This is a genomic window from Stagnihabitans sp. (assembly GCF_964946895.1).
Genome location: NZ_CBBQHX010000015.1, coordinates 13,269 through 34,066 on the forward strand (window position 1 = coordinate 13,269; position 20,798 = coordinate 34,066).

At 62.9% G+C, this 20,798-nt stretch carries 21 protein-coding genes and 1 tRNA gene; 10 read left to right on the forward strand and 12 right to left on the reverse strand.

The features are described from left to right. The gene (locus AC1Y2B_RS11535) at nucleotides 1–1,434 is read left to right on the forward strand and encodes an amino acid ABC transporter permease (protein ID WP_482253238.1); all 1,434 of its coding nucleotides are present in this window, start codon (nucleotides 1–3) and stop codon (nucleotides 1,432–1,434) included. A gap of 9 nt (nucleotides 1,435–1,443) precedes the next feature. Next, on the forward strand, nucleotides 1,444–2,208 hold the full coding sequence (locus AC1Y2B_RS11540) for an amino acid ABC transporter ATP-binding protein (RefSeq protein ID WP_482253239.1): 765 nt from the start codon (nucleotides 1,444–1,446) through the stop codon (nucleotides 2,206–2,208). A 49-nt stretch (nucleotides 2,209–2,257) separates the two neighbouring features. On the opposite strand, the gene AC1Y2B_RS11545 is transcribed toward AC1Y2B_RS11540, so the two are convergent. The 4 genes from AC1Y2B_RS11545 to argB form a co-directional block, all read right to left on the reverse strand. Further along, complete coding sequence (locus AC1Y2B_RS11545) at nucleotides 2,258–2,974, reverse strand: hypothetical protein (protein WP_482253240.1); 717 nt, start codon at nucleotides 2,972–2,974, stop codon at nucleotides 2,258–2,260. A 193-nt stretch (nucleotides 2,975–3,167) separates the two neighbouring features. Beyond that, nucleotides 3,168–3,674 carry a SixA phosphatase family protein gene (locus AC1Y2B_RS11550; RefSeq protein ID WP_482253241.1) on the reverse strand — a complete coding sequence of 169 codons (507 nt, stop codon included), beginning with the start codon at nucleotides 3,672–3,674 and terminating at the stop codon, nucleotides 3,168–3,170. Next, nucleotides 3,671–4,303, reverse strand: a complete 633-nt coding sequence (locus AC1Y2B_RS11555) for a ferredoxin (protein ID WP_482253242.1) — start codon at nucleotides 4,301–4,303, stop codon at nucleotides 3,671–3,673. The genes AC1Y2B_RS11550 and AC1Y2B_RS11555 overlap by 4 nt, the downstream gene beginning before the upstream one ends. Then, on the reverse strand, nucleotides 4,300–5,202 hold the full coding sequence (gene argB / locus AC1Y2B_RS11560; RefSeq protein ID WP_482253243.1) for an acetylglutamate kinase: 903 nt from the start codon (nucleotides 5,200–5,202) through the stop codon (nucleotides 4,300–4,302). Before argB ends, AC1Y2B_RS11555 begins: the two co-directional genes overlap by 4 nt. Before the next feature lie 69 nt (nucleotides 5,203–5,271). On the opposite strand from argB, the gene AC1Y2B_RS11565 reads away from it, so the two are divergent. Beyond that, on the forward strand, nucleotides 5,272–6,003 hold the full coding sequence (locus AC1Y2B_RS11565; RefSeq protein WP_482253244.1) for an SDR family oxidoreductase: 732 nt from the start codon (nucleotides 5,272–5,274) through the stop codon (nucleotides 6,001–6,003). Between the two features lie 218 nt (nucleotides 6,004–6,221). Here the strand turns inward: AC1Y2B_RS11565 and yihA are convergent, their stop codons facing one another. The 5 genes from yihA to ttcA all read right to left on the reverse strand — a co-directional run bounded on the left by yihA (nucleotide 6,222) and on the right by ttcA (nucleotide 12,213). After that, nucleotides 6,222–6,872 (reverse strand): ribosome biogenesis GTP-binding protein YihA/YsxC, encoded by a 651-nt coding sequence (gene yihA, locus AC1Y2B_RS11570; RefSeq protein ID WP_482253245.1) that lies wholly within the window; start codon nucleotides 6,870–6,872, stop codon nucleotides 6,222–6,224. Continuing rightward, nucleotides 6,869–7,615 carry an MOSC domain-containing protein gene (locus AC1Y2B_RS11575; RefSeq protein WP_482253246.1) on the reverse strand — a complete coding sequence of 249 codons (747 nt, stop codon included), beginning with the start codon at nucleotides 7,613–7,615 and terminating at the stop codon, nucleotides 6,869–6,871. Before AC1Y2B_RS11575 ends, yihA begins: the two co-directional genes overlap by 4 nt. Further along, complete coding sequence (yidC, locus tag AC1Y2B_RS11580; protein ID WP_482253247.1) at nucleotides 7,612–9,495, reverse strand: membrane protein insertase YidC; 1,884 nt, start codon at nucleotides 9,493–9,495, stop codon at nucleotides 7,612–7,614. Before yidC ends, AC1Y2B_RS11575 begins: the two co-directional genes overlap by 4 nt. A gap of 182 nt (nucleotides 9,496–9,677) precedes the next feature. Continuing rightward, entirely contained in the window at nucleotides 9,678–11,237 is a 1,560-nt protein-coding gene (locus AC1Y2B_RS11585) for a putative bifunctional diguanylate cyclase/phosphodiesterase (RefSeq protein ID WP_482253248.1), read from the reverse strand. Between the two features lie 73 nt (nucleotides 11,238–11,310). Further along, on the reverse strand, nucleotides 11,311–12,213 hold the full coding sequence (ttcA, locus tag AC1Y2B_RS11590) for a tRNA 2-thiocytidine(32) synthetase TtcA (protein WP_482253249.1): 903 nt from the start codon (nucleotides 12,211–12,213) through the stop codon (nucleotides 11,311–11,313). Nucleotides 12,214–12,355: 142 nt separating this feature from the next. On the opposite strand from ttcA, the gene AC1Y2B_RS11595 reads away from it, so the two are divergent. Beyond that, complete coding sequence (locus AC1Y2B_RS11595; RefSeq protein WP_482253250.1) at nucleotides 12,356–12,925, forward strand: DUF3833 family protein; 570 nt, start codon at nucleotides 12,356–12,358, stop codon at nucleotides 12,923–12,925. On the opposite strand, the gene yidD is transcribed toward AC1Y2B_RS11595, so the two are convergent. Genes yidD through rpmH form a run of 3 tightly spaced genes read right to left on the reverse strand, consistent with a single transcriptional unit; the run spans nucleotide 12,926 to nucleotide 13,787 of the window. Continuing rightward, nucleotides 12,926–13,174, reverse strand: a complete 249-nt coding sequence (yidD, locus tag AC1Y2B_RS11600) for a membrane protein insertion efficiency factor YidD (protein ID WP_482253251.1) — start codon at nucleotides 13,172–13,174, stop codon at nucleotides 12,926–12,928. A gap of 7 nt (nucleotides 13,175–13,181) precedes the next feature. Further along, nucleotides 13,182–13,610, reverse strand: a complete 429-nt coding sequence (rnpA, locus tag AC1Y2B_RS11605) for a ribonuclease P protein component (protein WP_482253252.1) — start codon at nucleotides 13,608–13,610, stop codon at nucleotides 13,182–13,184. A 42-nt stretch (nucleotides 13,611–13,652) separates the two neighbouring features. Continuing rightward, nucleotides 13,653–13,787 (reverse strand): 50S ribosomal protein L34, encoded by a 135-nt coding sequence (rpmH, locus tag AC1Y2B_RS11610; RefSeq protein ID WP_168776515.1) that lies wholly within the window; start codon nucleotides 13,785–13,787, stop codon nucleotides 13,653–13,655. Between the two features lie 267 nt (nucleotides 13,788–14,054). On the opposite strand from rpmH, the gene AC1Y2B_RS11615 reads away from it, so the two are divergent. The 6 genes from AC1Y2B_RS11615 to AC1Y2B_RS11640 all read left to right on the forward strand — a co-directional run bounded on the left by AC1Y2B_RS11615 (nucleotide 14,055) and on the right by AC1Y2B_RS11640 (nucleotide 20,795). After that, a complete protein-coding gene (locus AC1Y2B_RS11615; protein ID WP_482253253.1) occupies nucleotides 14,055–14,801 on the forward strand; it encodes a TVP38/TMEM64 family protein in 747 nt (248 codons plus the stop codon). Then, complete coding sequence (locus AC1Y2B_RS11620; protein ID WP_482253254.1) at nucleotides 14,788–16,200, forward strand: dihydrolipoyl dehydrogenase family protein; 1,413 nt, start codon at nucleotides 14,788–14,790, stop codon at nucleotides 16,198–16,200. The genes AC1Y2B_RS11615 and AC1Y2B_RS11620 overlap by 14 nt, the downstream gene beginning before the upstream one ends. A gap of 15 nt (nucleotides 16,201–16,215) precedes the next feature. Next, on the forward strand, nucleotides 16,216–17,631 hold the full coding sequence (locus AC1Y2B_RS11625) for a sensor histidine kinase (protein WP_482253255.1): 1,416 nt from the start codon (nucleotides 16,216–16,218) through the stop codon (nucleotides 17,629–17,631). Between the two features lie 54 nt (nucleotides 17,632–17,685). Continuing rightward, nucleotides 17,686–17,762 (forward strand) — tRNA-Arg (locus AC1Y2B_RS11630). Between the two features lie 134 nt (nucleotides 17,763–17,896). Next, nucleotides 17,897–18,862, forward strand: a complete 966-nt coding sequence (locus AC1Y2B_RS11635) for an aldo/keto reductase (protein WP_482253256.1) — start codon at nucleotides 17,897–17,899, stop codon at nucleotides 18,860–18,862. 130 nt (nucleotides 18,863–18,992) lie between these two features. Beyond that, nucleotides 18,993–20,795 (forward strand): methyl-accepting chemotaxis protein, encoded by a 1,803-nt coding sequence (locus AC1Y2B_RS11640; protein ID WP_482253257.1) that lies wholly within the window; start codon nucleotides 18,993–18,995, stop codon nucleotides 20,793–20,795. Nucleotides 20,796–20,798 lie beyond the last annotated feature (3 nt).

Here is a 20,798-nt window from a genome sequence, read left to right on the forward strand (position 1 = left end):
ATGCAGTTCAACCGCACCGAAATGCTGCCCCCGCTGGCCCCGCCCGTCACCGAACGCGGCGCGGTCAGATGGCTGCGCCAGAACCTGTTTTCCAGTTGGCTGAACGCGATCCTGACCCTGCTGTCGATCGTGGTGGTCTATTACCTCGGGGTCATCTCGGCGCCCTGGCTCTTGCATGGCGTCTGGTTTGCGGACTCCCTGACCGAATGCCGCGCCTCCATTGCCGCCAACTTCGGCCCCGATGCCACCGGCGCCTGCTGGGCGATGATCCGCGACCGCTGGTACCAATGGATCTACGGCTTCTACCCGCCCGAGATCTACTGGCGTCCGATCCTGAACTTCGGCCTGCTGTTTGTGGCCATGACCCCGGTCCTCTACTCTGACAGCCCGCGCAGCGCCACAAAACTGGTGGGCAGCGTGGCCCTGCTGACCATCATCGGGCTGGCGCTGGCCCAAGGCCCGATCTGGCTGTTTGTGCTCTGTGCCGCCGGGATGGCCGGTTGTTTCGTGCTGGCGACCCTGGCCCCCTCGCGCCTGCTGCCGGTGACTGCGATCTATCCCTTTGCCACCGTCTTCCTGCTCTGGGGCGGTTCGGTCTGGGGGCCGCTGATGTCGATGCTGGGCTTCGTCATCCTGGCGGTGGTCTATCGTCTCCTCAGCCCCCGCATCGGCGTTGTGATGGCAACCGCCCTCGGCTTTGTCGCCGCCTGCATCTGGTGGCTGGCGCTGCAGGGCTACGTGTCCGGCGCCGTGCAATCCGTCCTGCCGCTGGCGATCCAACCTGTCGAGTCCGACAAGTTCGGCGGCTTCCTTCTGGCCTTCCTGATCGGCGTCTCCTCGATCTCCATCTCGCTGCCCATCGGCATCCTGCTGGCACTTGGCCGCCAATCCAACATGTTCCTGATCAAGGCGCTGTCGGTCGGCTTCATTGAATTCGTCCGCGGCGTTCCGCTGATCACCATGCTCTTCACCGCCAGCCTCTTGTTGCAATACTTCCTGCCGCCGCAGGTGCAGTTCGACCTGATCCTGCGCGTGGTGATCCTCGTCACCCTGTTCTCGGCCGCCTACAACGCCGAGGTGATCCGGGGTGGCCTAGCCGCCCTTGCCAAAGGTCAATACGAAGCCGCCGACGCCCTCGGCCTTGATTACTGGCAGGCGCAGCGGCTGATCATCATGCCACAGGCGCTCAAGGTCTCGATCCCCGGCATCGTCTCCACCTTCATCGGCCTGTTCAAGGACACCACGCTGGTCTCTTTCGTCGGCCTGATGGATCCGCTGCGCGGCGTCACCACCATCGTGCGCGCCGACATCGCCTGGAAGGGCATCTACTGGGAGCCCTACCTTTTCGTCGGCGCCATCTTCTTTGTCGCCTGCTACGGCATGTCCCGCTATTCCCTGTATTTGGAGCGCAAGCTCCGGACCGACCACCGATAGGAGCCGCAAATGGCTGAAACCGCGCTGAAAATCTCCGATGAAGTGGCCGTGCAGATCACGGGCATGAACAAGTGGTACGGCACCTTCCACGTGCTGCGCGACATCAACATGACCGTGCAACGCGGCGAGCGGATCGTGATCTGCGGTCCCTCAGGCTCCGGCAAGTCGACCCTGATCCGCTGCATCAACCGGCTGGAAGAACATCAGCAGGGCCAGATCATCGTCGACGGCACCGAACTGACCAATGACCTGAAGAACATCGACAAGGTCCGCTCCGAAGTTGGCATGGTGTTCCAGCACTTCAACCTGTTCCCGCACCTGACGATCCTGGAAAACCTGACACTCGCGCCGATCTGGGTCCGCAAGATCCCGAAAAAAGAGGCCGAGGAAACCGCGATGTACTTCCTTGGCAAGGTGAAAATCCCCGAGCAGGCCCACAAATACCCCGGCCAGCTGTCGGGCGGCCAGCAGCAGCGCGTCGCCATCGCCCGCAGTCTTTGCATGCGCCCCCGCATCATGCTGTTTGATGAACCGACCTCCGCCCTTGACCCCGAGATGATCAAAGAGGTGCTCGACACCATGATCGACCTCGCCAAAGAGGGCATGACCATGCTCTGCGTCACCCACGAAATGGGCTTTGCCCAAGCCGTGGCCAACCGCGTGATCTTCATGGATCAGGGCCAGATCGTCGAACAAAACGAACCGCGAGAGTTCTTCAACAACCCGAAGTCGGACCGCACCAAGCTGTTCCTCAGCCAGATCCTCGGTCATTGAACGCTGGGTGCGCGCGCGGCGCACCCAGCGTCTTTTCGCAAAGCCAGAATCAGAACGCGTGCTTCAGCCCGAACGCGATCGCGAACTTGTCGTTCTTGTAGCCCGCGCCGGAATCCTTCCAGCTTTTGCCAATGTTGGCATAGATCGAGTTGGTGTCATCCAGCCCGAAGGTCACGCCGGTCGAGATTTTCGGCGTGGCCCAGTTGCCGATGAACGAGTCGCGATAGCGCACGTTCACCACGTTCCAGGTCAGGCCCGGTGCAAGCTTGTAGTCCGCAGCCACAGCCACCGCATAATAGGCCTCGGCGGCCGCGGCATTGGCCGGGTTGACCTTCGGCAGTTCGCCAAAGGCATAGCCCAGCGTCGCAGACGGCGTCACCGACCAGGCGCTGCCCAGCTTGAACTTGTACGAGGTGCTCAGTTCCACGCTGTCATAGGTCGTGGCAGAGCCTGCGGTGTCAGGCTCGCGGGCCACCATCGACAGCGCGCCGGACAGGTTGAACCCATTCGGCAGCGCTTTCGACAGGCTCAGCTTGGCCACGGTGTCGGCCAGATCGCCGGTGGAATAGCTGCCGCCCTTGGTAGAGGCATAGAATTCCGGGGTGATCTCGAAGGCGAAGGTCATCGTGGGCTTTGCGGCGGGCGCGGGGGCCACGGCCGGGCTCGGGGCGATGGCCACGGCCGCAGGGCCACCTGCATGCGCCATGGCGGCAGACAGAAGAAGGGCGGCGACGACAGACGCGCCGAAAGCATGTTTAAGGGTCACGTGAAGCTCCGTTCATGACGACCTTTGCAAGGCTCGCTTGATGCGAGGTCCATCGGGCAAAGATCAAGTAAACGCTGCCTAACCCTCTCATGTGACAGATTTTCTTCAGCAAAGTGAAGAATTGCGCTTCCGCACTTTAGCGCTGCTGTCGATCAGGGCGCCGGCCAAAAGATGGCCGCCGCCCCCGATCGCGTCAGCCGGTGACCACTTCCTTCGGCACCACGAAATCCACCACGGCACCCTGGCCAAAGCCGACATCGGCCCAGGACTCCGCGTTGAAATCCACCACCAGGGTCGCACCGGTGGGATAGCGGCCGAACTCGTCATGCAGCGGCGCGCGCGCCACCAGACGGGCGGCAAATTCAGCGATGCCCGGGTTATGCCCGATCATCATCACGCAATCCGCCGTCGCATGGCGCAAGACCGCCAGCATCACGTCCGGCCCGGCATGGTACAAAGCCGGCTTCAGGTTCAGGATCGGCGTGCCCGGCAGGGCAGGGGCCACGCCGGACCAGGTCTTGCGGGTGCGCAGCGCGTCCGAACACAGGACCTCGCCCGGCACATCGCCGCGAGAGGCCAACCAGACCCCCAGTTCAGCCGCAGCCGCCTTGCCGCGCTCATTCAGCGGGCGGTCGTGGTCTGGCGTTGCGGGATCGTCCCAGCTGGACTTCGCATGGCGGGTCAGGATCAAGCGCTTCATCGGTGGAACTGCCTCATATGATAGGCTGATTGTTCGGCCATCCTTGCATAGCCCGCCCCTGCGGGGCAAGAGCGCCGCACCAGACAGCCGCCATTCAGGCACTCCGCCCCCTCGGGCGCATCCAGATGGCGATGACAGGCCGGCACGTCATAGCCCGCCCCGCTCAGGGCGCCCACGGGGCAGGCGCTCAAACAAGGCTTGGCGCAGGCCGCACAGGGCTGCGGCAGCGGCTCGGGCACCTCGACCACCTCTTTCAACGCCAAAGCCCCGCGAAAGCTGACCATCAGCCCTTGTGATGCATGGACCAACAGCTTGACCGGGCTGTCCCAGACCCGGCCCGTTCGCAAAGCCCAGGTATAAAACGGCTGGTAAGGCGGCCCACCGAAGGGAAACAGCGCCTTGGCCCCCAGATCACAGGCCACCGTGCCGATCACCCGCCGCGACCAGCGGTCCACCGGGTCCGGCCCGCCCCACTCCGGCTGCGCCTGCAGATGCGCCCAGAACCCCGGCTCCTTCGGGCCCAAAAGCAGCAAGGTCCGCGTGCCCTTGGGGAAGCCTTCCTCCCCCTCCGCCACCGCAAACCCGCCCAGAATTTCCAGCCAATGCGGCTCCAGCAGCGCCTCTATCATCCCCGCTTCACATGCGGCTTGACCCGTGGCGGGGTCGAGCGGATCTGGCTGCCCGCACCATGATCCGTGAACAACTCCACGATCGAGGCATTGGGCAACCGTCCGTCCAGAATCGTCACGGCCCGCACGCCTTGCTCCAGTGCCAGCAGCGCGGTTTCGGTCTTGGGGATCATCCCGCCGGCAATCGTGCCATCGGCGATCATCGCGCGGATCTCATCCGGGCTGATGTTGGTCATCACCTCGCCCGCAGCATTCTTGACCCCCGGCACATCGGTCAGCAGCAGCAAACGGTCCGCCTTCAAGGCCCCCGCAATCGCCCCGGCCGCCGTATCGCCGTTCACGTTGAATGTCTCGTTGTCCGCCATCCCCGTCGCGACCGGCGCCACCACCGGAATGATCCCGGCAGTGTACAGATCACGCAGCACCTGCACATTCATCTCCACCGGCCGTCCGACATAGCCAAGCTCCGGGTCATCCGCGACGCAGACCATCAGGTCATCATCCTTGCCCGAAATCCCGACAGCCCGCCCGCCCGCATCCATGATCGCCTGCACGATCCGCTTGTTGACCAGACCGGACAGAATCATCTCGACCACTTGCACCGTCGCCTTGTCCGTCACCCGCTTGCCGCGCACAAACTCGCTCTTGATCCCCAGCTTGTTCAACATGTCGTTGATCATCGGACCGCCGCCGTGCACGACCACCGGGTTCACCCCGACCTGTTTCATCAGCACGATGTCGCGGGCAAACTCTGCCATCGCGGCATCGTCGCCCATCGCATTGCCGCCGAACTTCACCACCACCACCGCGCCAGAGAAGCGCAGAAGATGGGGCAGGGTCTCGGACAGCATCTTGGCGGTGGTCAAGGCGTCTACGCGGCTCACGGTCTGGGCTTTCATTGGAAACTCCACGGTTTGGCTTCAATTAAGGCCTTTGCGCCCCCCTGCCAAGCCGTCTAGACTGATTGCATGACATATCAAAAAACCCTCGTCCTGACCGGAGCGTCGCGTGGCATCGGCCATGCCACCGTCAAGCGCTTTTCCTCCGAAGGCTGGCGTGTTCTGACCTGTTCGCGCCAACCCTTCGATGCGCGCTGCCCCTGGCCGGGCGGCGAGGAGAATCACATCCAGATCGACCTCGCCAGCCCCGACAAGACCATCGCCGGGCTGGAGGTGATCAAGTCCAAGATCAACGGCCGCCTGGATGCCTTGGTCAACAACGCCGGCATCAGCCCCAAGGGGCCGGGCGGCGCGCGTCTGTCGACCCTGACGACGGACCTGCGCACCTGGGGCCAGGTCTTTCACGTCAACTTCTTCGCCTCCATCGTTCTGGCGCGCGGCTTGAAGGACGAACTCTCGGCCGCCAAAGGCTCGGTCGTCAACGTCACCTCGATTGCCGGAAGCCGCGTCCATCCGTTTGCCGGGGCCGCCTATGCCACGTCAAAGGCCGCCCTCGCCGCCCTGACCCGCGAAATGGCGCATGACTTCGGCCCGCTTGGTGTCCGCGTCAATGCCATCGCCCCCGGCGAGATCGAAACCGCCATCCTTTCGCCGGGCACCGACAAGATCGTGGAAAAGCTGCCGATGAACCGCCTCGGCCAACCCCGCGAAGTGGCCGACGCCATCTGGTTCCTGTGTTCAGACCAGTCCAGCTACATTTCCGGCGCCGAACTTCAGGTCAATGGCGCCCAGCACGTCTGACCCACGATTTTTCTACGAAAAATCCGCACCCGAATTTTCGTCGAAAATTCGCAGTCTCGATTTTTCGCAGAAAAATCGGCTGAGCCACGCACATCGTTAACGCCTGCCGAGGCCGGCGGGCGTAACTACGGAAAAACGACGCATACATGACGCATGACCTACGCGGTCATGACTGCGATTTTCCAGTGATTCCTGCCGGTTAAACCGTCGTTCGCCGGTTATTCCAGTGTTGCGATGATCGCCCGCAACGTCTCGATCCCTTCGCCCTTTTCGGACGAGGTCACGATGATCTCGTTGAAGGCCGCCGGGTGCTTCTTCAGCGCCCCCTGCACTTGGGCGATATTGGCCTCGCGCGTGGCGGCGTTCACCTTGTCGGCCTTGGTCATCACCACCTGAAACGTCACGGCAGAGCGGTCCAGAAGCGTCAGAATCTCTTCGTCCACGTCCTTGACCCCATGCCGCGTGTCGATCAACACAAAGGCCCGGCGCAGGGTCTGCCGGCCCGCAAGGTATTGTTTCAAAAGGGCTTGCCACTTGGCAACCACGGCCACCGGCGCCTCGGCATAGCCATAGCCGGGCAAGTCGACCAGATAGCGTTCCTCGCCCAAGGTGAAGAAGTTGATCTCTTGCGTCCGCCCCGGCGTGTTGGAGGCCCGCGCAAGGTTCTTCCGCCCGGTCAAGGCATTGATCAAACTGGATTTCCCGACGTTCGACCGGCCTGCAAAACAAACCTCCAGCCGATCGGCCGGCGGCATGTGCTGCATGGCCACGACGCCCTTGAGGAAATCGACCGGCCCGGCAAACAGCAGGCGGCCCTTTTCCTTGGCGTCAAACTCAGGCTCTTCGGCCAAGGGGAAAGTCAGGCTCATGTCACGCTCCATTCGTCACCCAAGGCTACGCTACCACCTTGAATAACCTTGGCAAAAATGCCGAAATCCGTATGGCCGAAGGCGGCGGTCAGGGCAGCCAAAGTCTCGCCCTCCACCTCACCCGAGGCCGGGTTGACGCAGGTCGCACGGCAGCGGCCAATGCGTTCACACACTTCCAGAACCGCGCCGCCTATGGCGAAGCGTTTGCCAATCCAGTCAAATTCCTGCCAGGCTGCTGCGCCATCAATCCAGAAATTCGCCCGGAAACGGTGGATCGACAGGTCCATCCCCATCCGCGCCGACAGGTCCGCCAGCGAGGCCAAATTCAGGATCGACACCGTCGGAACCGGGTTGTCGGTCATACCGCCATCAAACCGCACGACCTTGACCGCCTGCGCCCGGCCTTCCGGGATCAGCGGGCGCACCCAATCGATCAACCGGGCAGCATCCGCGTCCAGATCCGGATTGATCGCAAGTGCGCCGATCCGCGGATGAGACAGATGAACGGTTTGATTTTCCTCATCAAACTGCGCTTCCATCGCCATCAGTTGTGGCGATTTCACCCCGCGCAGGAAGCTGTTGCACGCGTTCCATCCGGGGTTGATCTGCGCCGCTTCATGGGCCACCGCCCAGCGACGATCCCACGGCAGGCAGGCGCCCGCCGAAAGCACAACGGACGCGAGAGCCTCGCGTCCGTGTGCCTTGATCGGGTGGCGGTAGATATGGGCCAGACGACCGGTCATTTTTTCTTCGGGGCCTTCGCGCTGTTCGCCGCCACCGGAACAGCCTTTCGCGCCGCCCGGATGTTGCCAAAGATGTCAGGCCGCCGACCGTGGCTCCACATGATAAGGTACTGTTGCGTAAAGGTAATCGTGTTGTTTGTGATCCAGTACAGCACAAGACCGCTCGCAAACCGTCCCAGCATGAACATGAAGATCCACGGCATCCACGCCATGATCTGGGCCTGCGCCTGATCGGCAGGGGCCGGGTTCAGCTTTTGCTGCAGCCACATCGAGATGCCCAACAGGATCGGCAACAGCCCGATGAAGACGGTGTGCAGGATGCTGGTCGCATCCGGCGCGCCCCAGGGCAGCAAGCCGAAGAAGTTGAACAGGGTCGAGGTGTCGGGCTGCGACAGGTCGGTGATCCAGCCCACGAACGAAGACTGGCGCAGTTCGATGGTGTTGTAGATCACCTTGTAAAGGCTGAAGAAAATCGGGATCTGGAAGAAGATCGGCAAGCAGCCCGCCGCCGGGTTCACCTTCTTCTCCTTATAAAGCGCCATCATGTCGCGCTGCAGCTTGGCCTTGTCTTCCCCCGCTTTTGCCTTCAAGGCCTCCATCTCGGGCTGCAGTTCCTTCATGCGGGCCATCGAGACATAGCTCTTGTAGGCCAGGGGCAGCACCAGCAGCTTCAGGATGAAGGTCAGGCCGATGATCGCCAGGCCCATGTTGCCCAGGAAACCGTGCATGGCATGCAGCACGAAGAAGATCGGCTTGGTCAGGAAGAAGAACCAGCCCCAATCGATCGAGTCGATGAAGCCGGGGATCGGCGCCTTGCTCGGGTCGATCTTGGCCCCGAACAGACGCGACAACCAGCCGGGGTTGTTTTCATAGGCCGAGATCGTTTCCCATTCCTTGGCACCGGCGAAGAAGCGGATCGAGGACGTCGCCGAGGCGCCAGGTGCAACCGTCATCAGCGGCTCGCGCACTTCGGCCTGATAGATGTCGGCGTCAGGCGTGTATTTTGTCACGGCCGTGAAGGGCTTGCCCTGGTCGGGGATCAGCGTGGTCATCCAGTAGTGATCGGTGAAGCCGGTCCAGCCATCGCCTTTGGACACGATGGATTGCCCTTTGGCGCCTTCAAAATCGGGCAGGCTTGGCACAGCAGAATACTTCGATTCCTCCAGATCGCCGTCGATGCGGCGGACCGGGCCTTCATGCACGACGTAGACGCCTTCCAGTTTGGGCAGACCGCGGCGGGCAATCACGCCGATCGGAGCCAGTTTGGCGGCGGCAGTCCCGTTGTTCTGGACCTCGTCGGTCACTGTGAACATGAAATTGGTGTCGACGGCGATGGTGCGCACAAACACCAGGCCCTTGGTGTTGGACCAGGTCAGTTTGATCGGATGATCGGGGTCAAGCGTTCCGCCCAGCGGGGTCCACTGGGTGTCAAATCCGGGAACATCCTTGGGGTCCAGACCATCGCCGGCGCGGAAGCCGAAGACAGCGTAGTAGGGCTTGTCCTTGCCTTCGGGCGACAGGAGACGAACGGTATCGGACTTGGGGTCCACCGTCATGTGGTATGTCTTGAGCGACAGATCATCAATCCGCCCGCCAAGCATCGAGATCGACCCCGAGAGTTTCGGCGTGTCGATGGTGACGCGCGGCGCTTCGGGAGTCGCCGTGGCGGCCAACGTAGCCGGCGCACTCGCCGTGCCCGCGGTTGCCGGCGCGGTTGTCGCGGGGGCCGCTGCGGTTTCCGCCGGAAGCGCGTTCAGGTTCGGTGGCGTGTCAGCGGGGAACCACGTGGGAAAAAGCATCGGTCCGGCGACAAACCAGATCACGATGACCAGCGCTGATAGCACAGTTGCGAGGATGAGGTTCTTGTTCTGATCGTCCATTGGGACTGCCGCCGTTTCTAAGCTGAATCAGGCGACCTTCAACGACAGGGGGGGTGAAAGGTCAAGCGCTTTCGCCTCAAACCCGGTGAGGCAGGCAGGACTCCCTTTCAAGAAGGGCCAGAATACGGCCTTTTGCCAAGTTTGCCCACCCAGAGGCCCTGTGTCTGGACAGGCGGCACCTGTCACCGGGCGCGGTTGCCAATGCGCGGTGTGCTCGTTTGACGTGCAAGATGACGGCTTATCCAGTCCATCGTCTCCTCCACAGGCATGGGGCGGGCGATGCCGAAGCCCTGCACATGGCCGCAGCCCAGTTGCGCCAGCATCGCATGCTCGCCCGGGGTTTCCACGCCTTCGGCGAGCGTCTCCATTCCCAGACGTTCCGCCATGGACAGGACAGCCGAGACGATCTTCTGTTGTTCGCGATCCTCATCGACGCGGGTCACGAAGCTGCGGTCGATCTTGATGCGGCGCACCTGAAACCGACGGATCGAGGTGATCGAGGCGTGACCGGTCCCGAAATCGTCCAGATCAACGCCGCAACCCATCTGGGCAATCGCGGCAATGTTGGACACGACGACGTCGTTGTCGGTCTCTGCCACCACGGTTTCCAGTATCTCAACCGTCAGGCGGTCCGGGGGCAAGCTGAAGCGGTCCAGTTCCCATTTCAGCTTGCTGGCAAGGCCAGGGCTGCGCAGTTCCGACTTTGAGAAGTTGACCGCCACCGTCGGCACCTTGAAGCCGGCCTTGTCCCAGCGGCTGACGGCCATCAGCGCGTTGTAAACCATCACCTCGCCCAGGCGAGAAGACAGGCCGCAATCTTCGATGGCGGGCAGAAAATCGGCGGGGGCGATCAGACCGCGGCTTGGGTGGTGCCAGCGGGCCAAGGCCTCGAACCCGGAAATCGCCCCGGTGTCGGTTGAGATCTGCGGCTGGAAATGCGCCCGAATTTGCCCCTCGTCCAGGGCGGTTTCCAGATCTTCGCGCAAGGCATCGCGGTCGGCGCGGGTTCTGGTCATGTCAGGGGCATAGGCGCGGATGGCGCCGGGACCGTTGCGCAAGGCTTCGTCTGCTGCGACCTGGGCGGCGTCCAGCAGGGCGCTGCCGTTGGGCTGCGGAGACCGTTCTCCAAGGCAGAAGCCGACCGAGGCCGTGAGGTAAACGCGCGCGCCGTTCAGGCTGATGGGCGCGGTCAGGGCGGACTGAAGGCGGGCGCACAGCTGAACGGCGATTTCCAGATCAAGCCGGCGCACCGGACCCAAGGCCACCGCAAATCCGCCGCCTTCCAGCCGTGCCACGATGTCGCCGGTGCGCAGGGCCGCGCACATCCGTTCCGCGCAACGTGTCAAGATTTCGGTCTGGGCCGCACGGCCGTGACGATCGATCAAATCATCCATATCATCGAACTGGACCACCGCACAGGCCGTGGTGGTGCCGGTGACCATGGCATCCCGCAGGATCTTGTCCATCATGCCGATGATTTGCGGGCGCAGGGCCAATCCGTTCAACGCGTCGGGCAGCAGCATCTGCGAACCGGTCGTCGTCCGGAAGGCCCCGGCAATCACGAAAATCAGCGGCGCGCCAAGGGCCGTGACGATCAGGGTCCGCTCTCCGCCCAGCCAGAAGGCGGCAAGCGTCAGGGCGGGCACGAAGACCATCAATTCGGGTCGGCGGAACTGCCCACCCAGCCAGCGCAATGCGGCAAGACCTTGCGAGATGGCGTGGCTGCGCGGACGAAAGGTCATAGGCTGGCTCCCTGTCTGGCGCGGAGGGCCGTCCGCGTCAGGGGAAACCTAGGGCCCGATTGCAAACTGATCGTTAATCCTCATCCCGAAGTTGTGGAGGATTATCGGCAATTTCGACCGGATTGCGGATCAGCCCGGCAAAATCGAACAGGTTCGGATCGGCCAGATGCGACGGGCGCACGTTGGTCAAAGAGCGGAACATCACCTGCCGGCGACCTGGACTGCGGGCCTCCCACTCGTCCAGGAGCTTCTTGACCTGCGCCCGCTGCAGCCCTTCCTGTGACCCGCACAGGTCACATGGTATGATCGGATAATTCATGGCCCGGGCGAATTGGTCGCAGTCGGCTTCGGCGACGAACGCCAGCGGGCGGTAGACGAACAGGTCGCCATCTTCGTTCACCAGCTTCGGCGGCATCGAGGCCAGACGGCCGCCGTGGAACAGGTTCATGAAGAATGTCTCAAGGATATCATCGCGGTGATGGCCAAGGATCACCGCCGAGCACCCCTCTTCGCGCGCCACCCGGTACAGGTTGCCGCGCCGCAGACGCGAGCAAAGGCTGCACATGGTGCCACCCGGTTTGATCTTCGAGGTCACGACCGAATAGGTGTCCCGATACTCGATACGGTGGGGCACGCCCATGCGCGCAAGAAATTCCGGCAGAACCGTTGACGGAAAGCCCGGCTGGCCCTGATCCAGATTGCAGGCCAGCAGATCCACGGGCAGAAGGCCACGCCATTTCAACTCGGTCAGAATGGCCAGAAGCGTATAGCTGTCCTTGCCGCCAGACAGACACACCAGCCAGCGGGCCCCACGTTCGATCATGCCATAGGTGTCGATGGCGGCCCGCACCTCGCGCACAAGACGCTGGCGCAGCTTGCGGAATTCGTGTGTCTGCGGGGCGCCGTGGAACAGGGGATGGATCTCTGAGCCATCAGGGTCTTTGGCGTCGTCCAGATCGGTTTCATTGTCGAGCATGGGGCACCTCTTTGCGGCAGCCTATGCCAGAATGTGCGTGCATTGCCTAGGGTCAGCCCATCGAACCGATGTTTGCTTTAGAAGGAAAACGCATCCAGTAGACGCCTTGCCCCGTATCAATTCAAAACCCCCGGAGAACATCATGCGACCCTCTAAACTGAACATTGGTCTTGGGCTGGCGACGGTGCTGTCGCTGAGCTTTGCTCTGCTGGCGTCTTGCACGGGTCACCCATCCTTCAACGACCCAAGCCTGTCGAACCGCAAGTTCGAGCTGGAGAAGTTCTTTGACGGCCAGTTTGTCGCGCACGGCCAGTTCCAGGACATCCTTGGCACCGTGCGCCGTCAGTTCGAGGTCAAGATCAATGGCCATTGGGATGGCACGAACCTGAAGCTGGTCGAGGATTTCGTCTACGAGGACGGATCAACCGAGCAACGTGTCTGGACCCTGCACAAGACCGGCGAGACGACCTGGGAGGGAACGGCGCCCGGCGTGATCGGCGTGGCCAAGGGAGAGGTCAAGGGTGACCGCTTCAACTGGAAATACACGATCGATCTTCCGGTGACCAAGGCTGGCGAACCCACAACGACGACGCGGGTCAGCTTTGACGACTGGATCTGGTTGTTGTCGGACAACCGGGCCTTCAACCGGGCCTACATGATGAAATACGGCGTCACTTTGGGCGACGTCAGCATCAGTTTTGAAAAGCAGTAATCAGGGCCGGTGATCGTGCCGGGGGTCTGCCCCCGGCACAGGATCATATCCCGTGCCGCCCCAAGGGTGACAGCGGCCTATCCTGCGCAGGGCCAGCCAGCCACCTCTGATCGCCCCGTGCCGCTCCAGCGCGTCCAGCGCATAGACCGAGCAGGTCGGCTGGTAGCGGCAGCCGTGGCCGACATATGGGCTCAGCACCAAACGATAGGCGCGGACGGGAAGGGACAGGATATAGGCGGCCGGGGTCATGGCGTGGTCATTTACGGTCCGCAGATTTCTCGCGATGGACCATGGAAATGGCGCTGCGCAGGTCATCCTGCAAGAGGGCATAGTCGCGGCTGACCGTCGCATTGGGTTTGGCCACCAGCACGTAATCCCAGCCGGGGCGCGCGGCTGCAGCCAGAACCTCGCGTGCGAGCGCCCGCATCCTGCGCTTGGCGCGATTGCGGAAGACGGCGTTGCCGATCTTCTTGGAGGCGGTGAAGCCGACGCGGGTGACATCCGATCCATCCTCGCGGGCGCGGGCCTGCAGCAGAAACCCTCCGGTCCCGGCCTTTCGGCCCTGAGCGGCGCGCAGGAAGTCGGCACGGTGCTGGATCACGGGAAGCGACCATGACAAAACCGCCGCAGGCGGCTCGGTCACGGGCGTTTCATCCCGGTGGTCCGAGGGCCTCGGCGGTGTCATTCGCGCCTCCATCAGCCAGCCCGCGAAAGGGCCGGGCAGATCTTAGGCCGACAGCTTCTTGCGGCCACGTGCGCGGCGGGCATTCAGCACAAGACGACCACCTTTGGTAGCCATACGGGCGCGGAAGCCGTGGCGGCGGGCGCGAACCAGGTTCGACGGTTGGAACGTACGCTTCATCGCGATCTCCATCAGACTTCGCCCCAAACCCGGATGGATTCGGAAGGCACTTCACTTTGAGGCCCGTCCTTTAAGCAGGGTTCAGGCCCAAGTCAACGACGCCCGGCGGATCGGTGCAACATTTCTGTCACGCAGCCCTGTCAGCCTGTCAGAAACCCGCCGCCGTCACCTTTTTGCCGATCCCTTGCCATCTTGGTTTCATGTGCCCGTGCTGGGTCTGGCAAAGGCACTCTGTTAGACCCATGTAAGACAGGCCAAGGAATGACGATGACCATGACACCGATTGACAGCTTTGCCTCCCGTGTGCTGCGCAGGGCGCCCATCCTGCTGATTGCGCTGGCGGCCGTCGTGGCGCTGGTGTTTTTCCGGCATTGGCTGAGCTTTGACCGCCTGGAGCAAAACCGGCAAAGCCTGATCGCGCTGCGCGATGCCCATTATCTGGCGACCAGCCTTGGATTTATCCTTCTGTACACGCTGGTCGTCATCATCTCGGTGCCCGGCGCGATCGTCCTGACGCTGGCGGGGGGCTTCCTGTTCGGGCTGTTTCCCGGCGTCATCTACAACGTGATCTCGGCAACCACGGGCGCCTTGATTGTCTTCTCGGCGGCGCGGACCGGCTTTGGCCACGACATCGCCGCACGGATCGAAGCACGCGGCGGCGCCGTGGCCCGGTTGCAGGCAGCTTTGAAAGAACATCAGGTCACGGTGCTTTTGACCATGCGGCTGATCCCGGTGATGCCGTTCTTTGTCGCCAATCTGGTGCCTGCGCTTGTGGGGGTCCGGTTCTGGACCTTCGCCATAACGACCTTCTTCGGAATCATTCCGGCTGACCTTGTCTACACCCAGTTGGGCGCGGGTCTGGGCGATGTCTTTGCGCGCGGAGAGCATCCTAACCTGCAAATCCTGTTCACCCCGGCCTTTGCTTTGCCATTGACGGGCTTGGCCTTGCTGTCGGCAGCCCCGCTGGTGATCAAGCTGCTCAACCGTCGCAAGGGCAAAGATGGCGCAGTTTGACACGGACCTTTGCGTGATCGGCGCGGGCTCCGGCGGATTGGTCATCGCGTCCGGGGCAGTACAGTTGGGCGCACGCGTGACGCTGATCGAAGGCGGCGCGATGGGGGGCGATTGCCTCAATTACGGATGCGTGCCGTCCAAGGCGCTGCTGGCAGCGGCCAAATTGGCGCAGATGGCACGGCAGGGCGGGATGGGCGTGGCCGGGGCAGAGCCTGCGGTGGATTTCGCAGCTGTCATGGCCCATGTGCGCAGGGCGATCGCAACCATCGCCCCACATGACAGTCAGGAGCGCTTTGAAGGGCTGGGGGTCCGCGTGATTCGCGGTTGGGCCCGGTTCACCGGCCCCGGCCACGTCACCGTGGCGGGCCAGATCATCACCGCCCGGCGCTTTGTCATTGCCACGGGTGCACATCCCGTCGTGCCGGATTTGCCGGGACTGGACCTTGTGCCCTATCACACCAACGAAACCCTCTTCTCCCTGACCGAACGCCCCCGCCACCTTGTCATCCTTGGCGGCGGTCCGGTGGCTGTCGAGATGGCTCAGGCATTTCGGCGGCTGGGATCGATGGTCACCGTCATCGCCCGCAGCCGGATCATGGGCCAAGATGATGCCGCGGCCGTCGCCGTCGTGCAAGCCCGCTTGTCGGCGGAGGGCGTGGTCATCCTTGAGGGGCGAAGGGCAAGTTCCGTGGCACCTGCCGCGAACGGCTTTGACCTGACCCTGTCAGATGGCGCGGTCATCGCGGGCAGCCATCTGTTGCTGGCCTTGGGCCGCCGTCCCGCGCTGGATCAACTGCACCCCAAGGCAGCTGGCGTGCGCGTGAATGACGCCGGGGTTGTGGTGAATGCCAGCCTGCGCACCTCCAACCGCAGGGTCTATGCGATCGGCGATGCAGCGGGGTTGGGTCAGTTTACCCATCTGGCGGGGTATCATGCCGGAATCGTCCTGCGGCAGGCGGTTCTGGGCCTGCCGGCCAAGGCCAGCGCGCCAATACCCCGGGTGACCTACTGCGAACCCGAACTCGCCCAGATCGGCCCGACCGAGACCGAGGCGCGCAAGACCCACGGCGCGGCGCTGACCGTGCAGCGTGTGGACGTCGCCGATATGGACCGGGCGGTCACGGATGAGACCCCGGAAGGCTTTCTCAAGCTGATGATCGTCAAGGGCAGGCCGGTCGGCGTCACGCTGGTCGGCGCCCACGCCGGCGAGCAGATCGGCCTGTGGTCCCTGGTCTTGTCGGCCGGCGTCAAGCTCTCCGCCGTCGCGGGCATGGTTGCCCCCTATCCAACCTTGGGTGAAATCTCCAAACGAGCTGCAGGAGCCTATTTTTCCCCGCGCCTCTTTGATAGCCCTGTCATAAAGTGGGTTGTCAGGGTCGTTCAACGGATCCTGCCGTAAAGGGGTTTGGGTCTGGTGCGCGACAGGGGCGGATTTTTCAACACGCTGTCGGGGCGGTTTCTGCTTCTGACCGTGGCCTTTGTCCTCTTGGCCGAGGTGATGATTTTCGTCCCCTCCATCGCGCGGTTCCGGGCCGATTTCCTGCTGACCCGGCTGAAAGAGGCGCAGATCGCTTCACTGGCCCAATTGGCCTCGCCCGATGCGGTTTCGCCCCAGCTTGAGGCAGAGCTGCTGAAGAATGCCGAGGCGTACAACATCGTCCTGCGTCGCGATCAGGTGCGTCAACTTGTGCTGTCCTCGCCGATTCCCTCCCCGATCGTGGCCACCTATGACCTGCGCGAGGCCGGCCCGTGGGAGTTGATTCGCGATGCCACCGCCGCGCTGTTCCAGACGCAAAGTGCCGTGATCCGGGTGATCGGCTATCCCGTGCAGGACGGCGGTATCCTGATCGAGATTACGCTGCAGTCCGGCCCGCTGCGCATGGCGATGGTGGACTATGGCTTGCGCATCCTTGGCCTGTCGGCGCTGATTTCCGCAGTGACTGCGGTCTTGTTGTTCGGCGCGGTGCGCCAGCTGATGGTGCTGCCGATCCGCCGCGTGGTGCGCCACATGCAGGCTTATGCCGAGGCGCCCGAGGACGCGCGGCGCGTCATTGAACCCACGGCCGGGGTGGTTGAACTTCGCGTGGCCGAAGAGGCGCTGCAAAGCATGCAGACCCAGCTGACCAGCGCGCTGCGCCAGAAGGAACGTCTGGCCCAACTGGGCAGCGCCGTGGCCAAGATTGCCCACGACCTGCGCAACATCCTGACGACTGCCCAGCTTTTCGCCGACCGGATCGAAGGCAGCGCTGACCCTGCCGTCGCCCGTGCTGCGCCCAAGCTGGTCAACTCGATCAGCCGGGCCGTGAACCTGTGCGAATCAACCCTCGCCTTCGGCAAGGCCGAGGAAGCGCCTCCCCGGCTGACGCGGTTCCCGCTGCGCCCCTGGGTCGAGGATCTGGTGGACGGCGAGGGGTTGGCCGGACAGGGTCCGGTCACCTGCGTCCTCGACGTGGCCCCCAGCCTGACAATTCGGGCCGACGAGGAGCAGTTGCACCGCGTCCTGTCGAACCTTGTCCGAAACGCCCGGCAGGCGATCGAAGCCACCGGACGCGACGGCACGATCGAAATCTCGGGCGGGGAAACTGATGCGGAATGGTGGATCCACGTCGGCGATTCCGGCCCCGGCCTGCCACCCAAAGCCCGCGAGCATCTATTTGCAGCCTTTCAGGGCGGCGCTCGTGCCGGTGGCACGGGTCTGGGCCTGGCCATCGCAGCCGAATTGGTGCGCGGACATGGTGGACGATTGGAGCTGACACGCAGCGATGCCGAAGGGACGGAATTCGTCATCCGCCTTCCCAAGGCAATTGGTCCGGGCGATCAGACAAGTTAATTCGCTTTCGCCCTTGCAAAGCCCGAACGCTGCGTCTAAATCCCCGCTCACAGTGCGCTCGTAGCTCAGCTGGATAGAGCATTAGACTACGAATCTAAGGGTCGGGCGTTCGAATCGCTCCGAGCGCACCATAAGTTTCAAGGGCTTGAGCATAACTGCTCAAGCCCTTTTGCTTTCTTGCTCCTTGGAAATGGCGCGGCCTCTGTCACGGCGCGCTTTTTGGCTTAAGGTGACGGCTAACGCCCGAATCGTGTCAGGAGCCCCGATGCAGCACCGTCCCCTTGGCCCCTCCGGGCTTTCCGTCGCCCCTGTTATTCTGGGCGGCAACGTCTTTGGCTGGTCGGCGGATGAGGCGGCAAGCTTTGCCGTGCTGGATGCCGCCACCGATGCCGGACTGAATGCCATCGACACCGCAGATGTCTATTCGCGGTGGGCGCCCGGTCATCAGGGCGGCGAAAGCGAGACCATCATCGGGCGCTGGCTGAAGGCCCGTCCCGGCAAGCGGGACAGTGTGGTGCTGATCACCAAGGTCGGCTCCGACATGGGGTTGGACGCCGCGGGCCTGCCCGCCATCGGCCTGTCATCGCGCTGGATCCAGCAAGCCGTCGAGGCCAGTCTGAAACGCCTTGGGGTCGAGACGATTGACCACTATTTCTCTCATCGCCCGGATGATTCGACCCCGAACGAAGACACGCTGTCGGCGTATGACCGGCTGATCAAGGCGGGCAAGATTCGTTCTATCGGGGCATCGAATTTCTCGGTGGCGCAACTGAAGTCTGCACTGGCGACGGCGGATCGCGAAGGTCTGCCGCGTTACTCCTCGATCCAGCCGGAATACAACCTGTATGACCGCAAGGCGCTGGAAGGCCCGATGCTGGACCTGTGCCGGTCCGAGGGGCTGGGCGTGATCCCCTACTACGGCCTGGCATCGGGCTTTCTTTCCGGCCTGTACCGCAGCCCCGCTGCCACGCAAGCCAAGACCCGCAAGGGGCGTCTCGACAGCTACATGACCCCGCGGGGCTTTCGCATCCTGGATGCGCTGGATGCGGTGGCCGCACGCCACGGCGTCCGGCCGGCACAGGTTGCGCTGGCTTGGGTGGCGGCACAGCCCGGGCTGACCGGGCCGATCGCCTCTGCGACCAGCGTGGCGCAGGTTTCCGACCTTGTGGCTGCGGCAAGCCTTGATCTGTCCGATCAGGACTTGCGCGATCTGGCCGCAGCATCGGTCTGAGGGAAACCAAGCTCAGGACCGACCCGAACGCGGAATAGGCCAAATTCGAATGACTTCTTCGATCCGGCTTTGCCGGTTGTTAAAGAATTGCGGCCGATCCTGCGGGGGCTTCAAAATATCAGGGTCCGCCATGTTCCGAACGCTACCGATCAAGGTTCGTCTTATCTCCACTGGCCTGATTTCCATCCTCGCCGTTGTCATCACAGCCGGTGTCGGGCTGTTTGGCCTTTGGGAAAGTGATGGCGGTCTGGAAAGTCAGATCATCGCCACCGCCGCCATCCACCACGAGATGATGGCTGACATGATGCACGAAGGTGTCGAAGCCGACGTCATCCACGCCATCCTGATCGGCCCGAATGGCCTGCCGGAGGATCGCGACACCCTCAAATCCAAACTGCAGGACGACATCGGCGTCTTTCGCGATTCAATCGGCAAGTTGAGCGCATTGGACCTGCCGATGGAGGTGAGCGGCCAGTTGAAGGCCATGACCCCGCTGGTGGAAGATTATCTGACAACAGGGGACAAGACGGCGCAGGTGGCCTTTTCGGATGAGACGGCTGGCCGTGCGGCGCTGCCGGATTTCATGGCCAAATTCAACGCGCTGGAAAGCCAGATGGGGCGGCTGGGGGACCTGATCCAGACTTTGGGCGAATCAACCTCGGCTACGGGCGTCGGGCTGAACAAGATCCTTGATCTGGTCTTGATCGGCGTGTCGCTCGCCACGACGGCGGCGATGCTTTACAGTGCGTGGAGCGTCACGCGCAGCATTTCCAAGCCGATTGAGCGGTTGCGCAGTGCCCTGCGCGACGTTGCCGAAGGCGATTTCGGCATCCGGATTGGAACGATCACCCGGGACGACGACATCGGGGCGATCGCCCGCGATATCGATCGCGTGTCCGAGCGCGTCAAGATAGCAATGGATGAACAGACGGCCCGGGGCCGGGAAGGCGAATATGTGATCGAACGGCTTGGCCAGGGGCTGCGCCACCTTGCCGATGGCAATTTGTCCGAAGCGATCGAGGACACCTTTGCCGAGGCCTACGAACCCTTGCGGCATGATTTCAACGGAACTGTCGAAAAGCTGAGCCAGATGATCTTGCAGCTTGTGGAGGCCAGCGAAAGCATCCGGGCGCGCTCCTCTGAAATCAGCCGGGCCTCCGAGGATCTCGCGGCACGGACAGAAACGCAGGCCGCCACCTTGGAGGAAACGGCGGCCGCGCTGGAAGAAATGACCGCCAGCGTCAACACGGCCGCCGGAAATGCCAAAGAGGTGGAAGCCGTGGTGATGCGCGCCCGCAATGATGTCGAGGCGAGTGGCAAGGTTGTGCAGGGCGCCGTGAAGGCGATGAACGAGATTGAATCCTCGTCCAGCCAAATCTCGCAAATCATCGGGGTGATTGACGACATCGCCTTCCAGACCAACCTTCTGGCCCTGAATGCCGGTGTCGAGGCGGCGCGGGCCGGGGATGCCGGTCGAGGTTTTGCCGTCGTCGCCTCGGAAGTGCGGGCGCTGGCGCAGCGGTCCTCGCTTGCGGCCAAAGAGATCAAAGTGTTGATCAGCGCTAGTTCGCAACACGTGCACAGCGGCGTGCAGCAGGTCGATGGCGCGGGCAAGGCTCTGTCGGATGTGGTGACCCAGGTCGCGCAAATCTCACGGCTGGTGTCCAATATGGCGACGGGCTCTTATGAACAGGCGCAGGGTCTGAACGAAATCAACATCGGTGTGGCGCAACTGGATCAAGTGACCCAGCACAACGCCGCCATGGTCGAGGAGTCGGGGGCCGCCACCCAGGCGCTGAATCAGGAAGCCGTTGGGATGAATACCCTTGTCGGCCAATTCACCCTGCGAAAGGAACGGGCGCGTGGGGGTGCGCAGCCCATGCGCAGGGCGGCGATCGAGAGCTTTGGGGAACCCTTCGCACGGTCTGCATAACGC

Bases quoted from the DNA above. Each gene is read 5' to 3' on its own strand.
- rnpA (WP_482253252.1), bottom strand. From the start codon at position 13,610: ATGACACCGCCGAGGCCCTCGGACCACCGGGATGAAACGCCCGTGACC.
- AC1Y2B_RS11595 (WP_482253250.1), top strand. From the start codon at position 12,356: ATGCGACCCTCTAAACTGAACATTGGTCTTGGGCTGGCGACGGTGCTG.
- AC1Y2B_RS11535 (WP_482253238.1), top strand. From the start codon at position 1: ATGCAGTTCAACCGCACCGAAATGCTGCCCCCGCTGGCCCCGCCCGTC.
- AC1Y2B_RS11585 (WP_482253248.1), bottom strand. From the start codon at position 11,237: ATGACCTTTCGTCCGCGCAGCCACGCCATCTCGCAAGGTCTTGCCGCA.
- AC1Y2B_RS11635 (WP_482253256.1), top strand. From the start codon at position 17,897: ATGCAGCACCGTCCCCTTGGCCCCTCCGGGCTTTCCGTCGCCCCTGTT.
- AC1Y2B_RS11640 (WP_482253257.1), top strand. From the start codon at position 18,993: ATGTTCCGAACGCTACCGATCAAGGTTCGTCTTATCTCCACTGGCCTG.
- argB (WP_482253243.1), bottom strand. From the start codon at position 5,202: ATGAAAGCCCAGACCGTGAGCCGCGTAGACGCCTTGACCACCGCCAAG.
- AC1Y2B_RS11620 (WP_482253254.1), top strand. From the start codon at position 14,788: ATGGCGCAGTTTGACACGGACCTTTGCGTGATCGGCGCGGGCTCCGGC.
- ttcA (WP_482253249.1), bottom strand. From the start codon at position 12,213: ATGCTCGACAATGAAACCGATCTGGACGACGCCAAAGACCCTGATGGC.
- AC1Y2B_RS11565 (WP_482253244.1), top strand. From the start codon at position 5,272: ATGACATATCAAAAAACCCTCGTCCTGACCGGAGCGTCGCGTGGCATC.
- AC1Y2B_RS11615 (WP_482253253.1), top strand. From the start codon at position 14,055: ATGACCATGACACCGATTGACAGCTTTGCCTCCCGTGTGCTGCGCAGG.
- AC1Y2B_RS11555 (WP_482253242.1), bottom strand. From the start codon at position 4,303: ATGATAGAGGCGCTGCTGGAGCCGCATTGGCTGGAAATTCTGGGCGGG.
- yidC (WP_482253247.1), bottom strand. From the start codon at position 9,495: ATGGACGATCAGAACAAGAACCTCATCCTCGCAACTGTGCTATCAGCG.
- yidD (WP_482253251.1), bottom strand. From the start codon at position 13,174: ATGACCCCGGCCGCCTATATCCTGTCCCTTCCCGTCCGCGCCTATCGT.
- rpmH (WP_168776515.1), bottom strand. From the start codon at position 13,787: ATGAAGCGTACGTTCCAACCGTCGAACCTGGTTCGCGCCCGCCGCCAC.
- yihA (WP_482253245.1), bottom strand. From the start codon at position 6,872: ATGAGCCTGACTTTCCCCTTGGCCGAAGAGCCTGAGTTTGACGCCAAG.
- AC1Y2B_RS11540 (WP_482253239.1), top strand. From the start codon at position 1,444: ATGGCTGAAACCGCGCTGAAAATCTCCGATGAAGTGGCCGTGCAGATC.
- AC1Y2B_RS11550 (WP_482253241.1), bottom strand. From the start codon at position 3,674: ATGAAGCGCTTGATCCTGACCCGCCATGCGAAGTCCAGCTGGGACGAT.
- AC1Y2B_RS11575 (WP_482253246.1), bottom strand. From the start codon at position 7,615: ATGACCGGTCGTCTGGCCCATATCTACCGCCACCCGATCAAGGCACAC.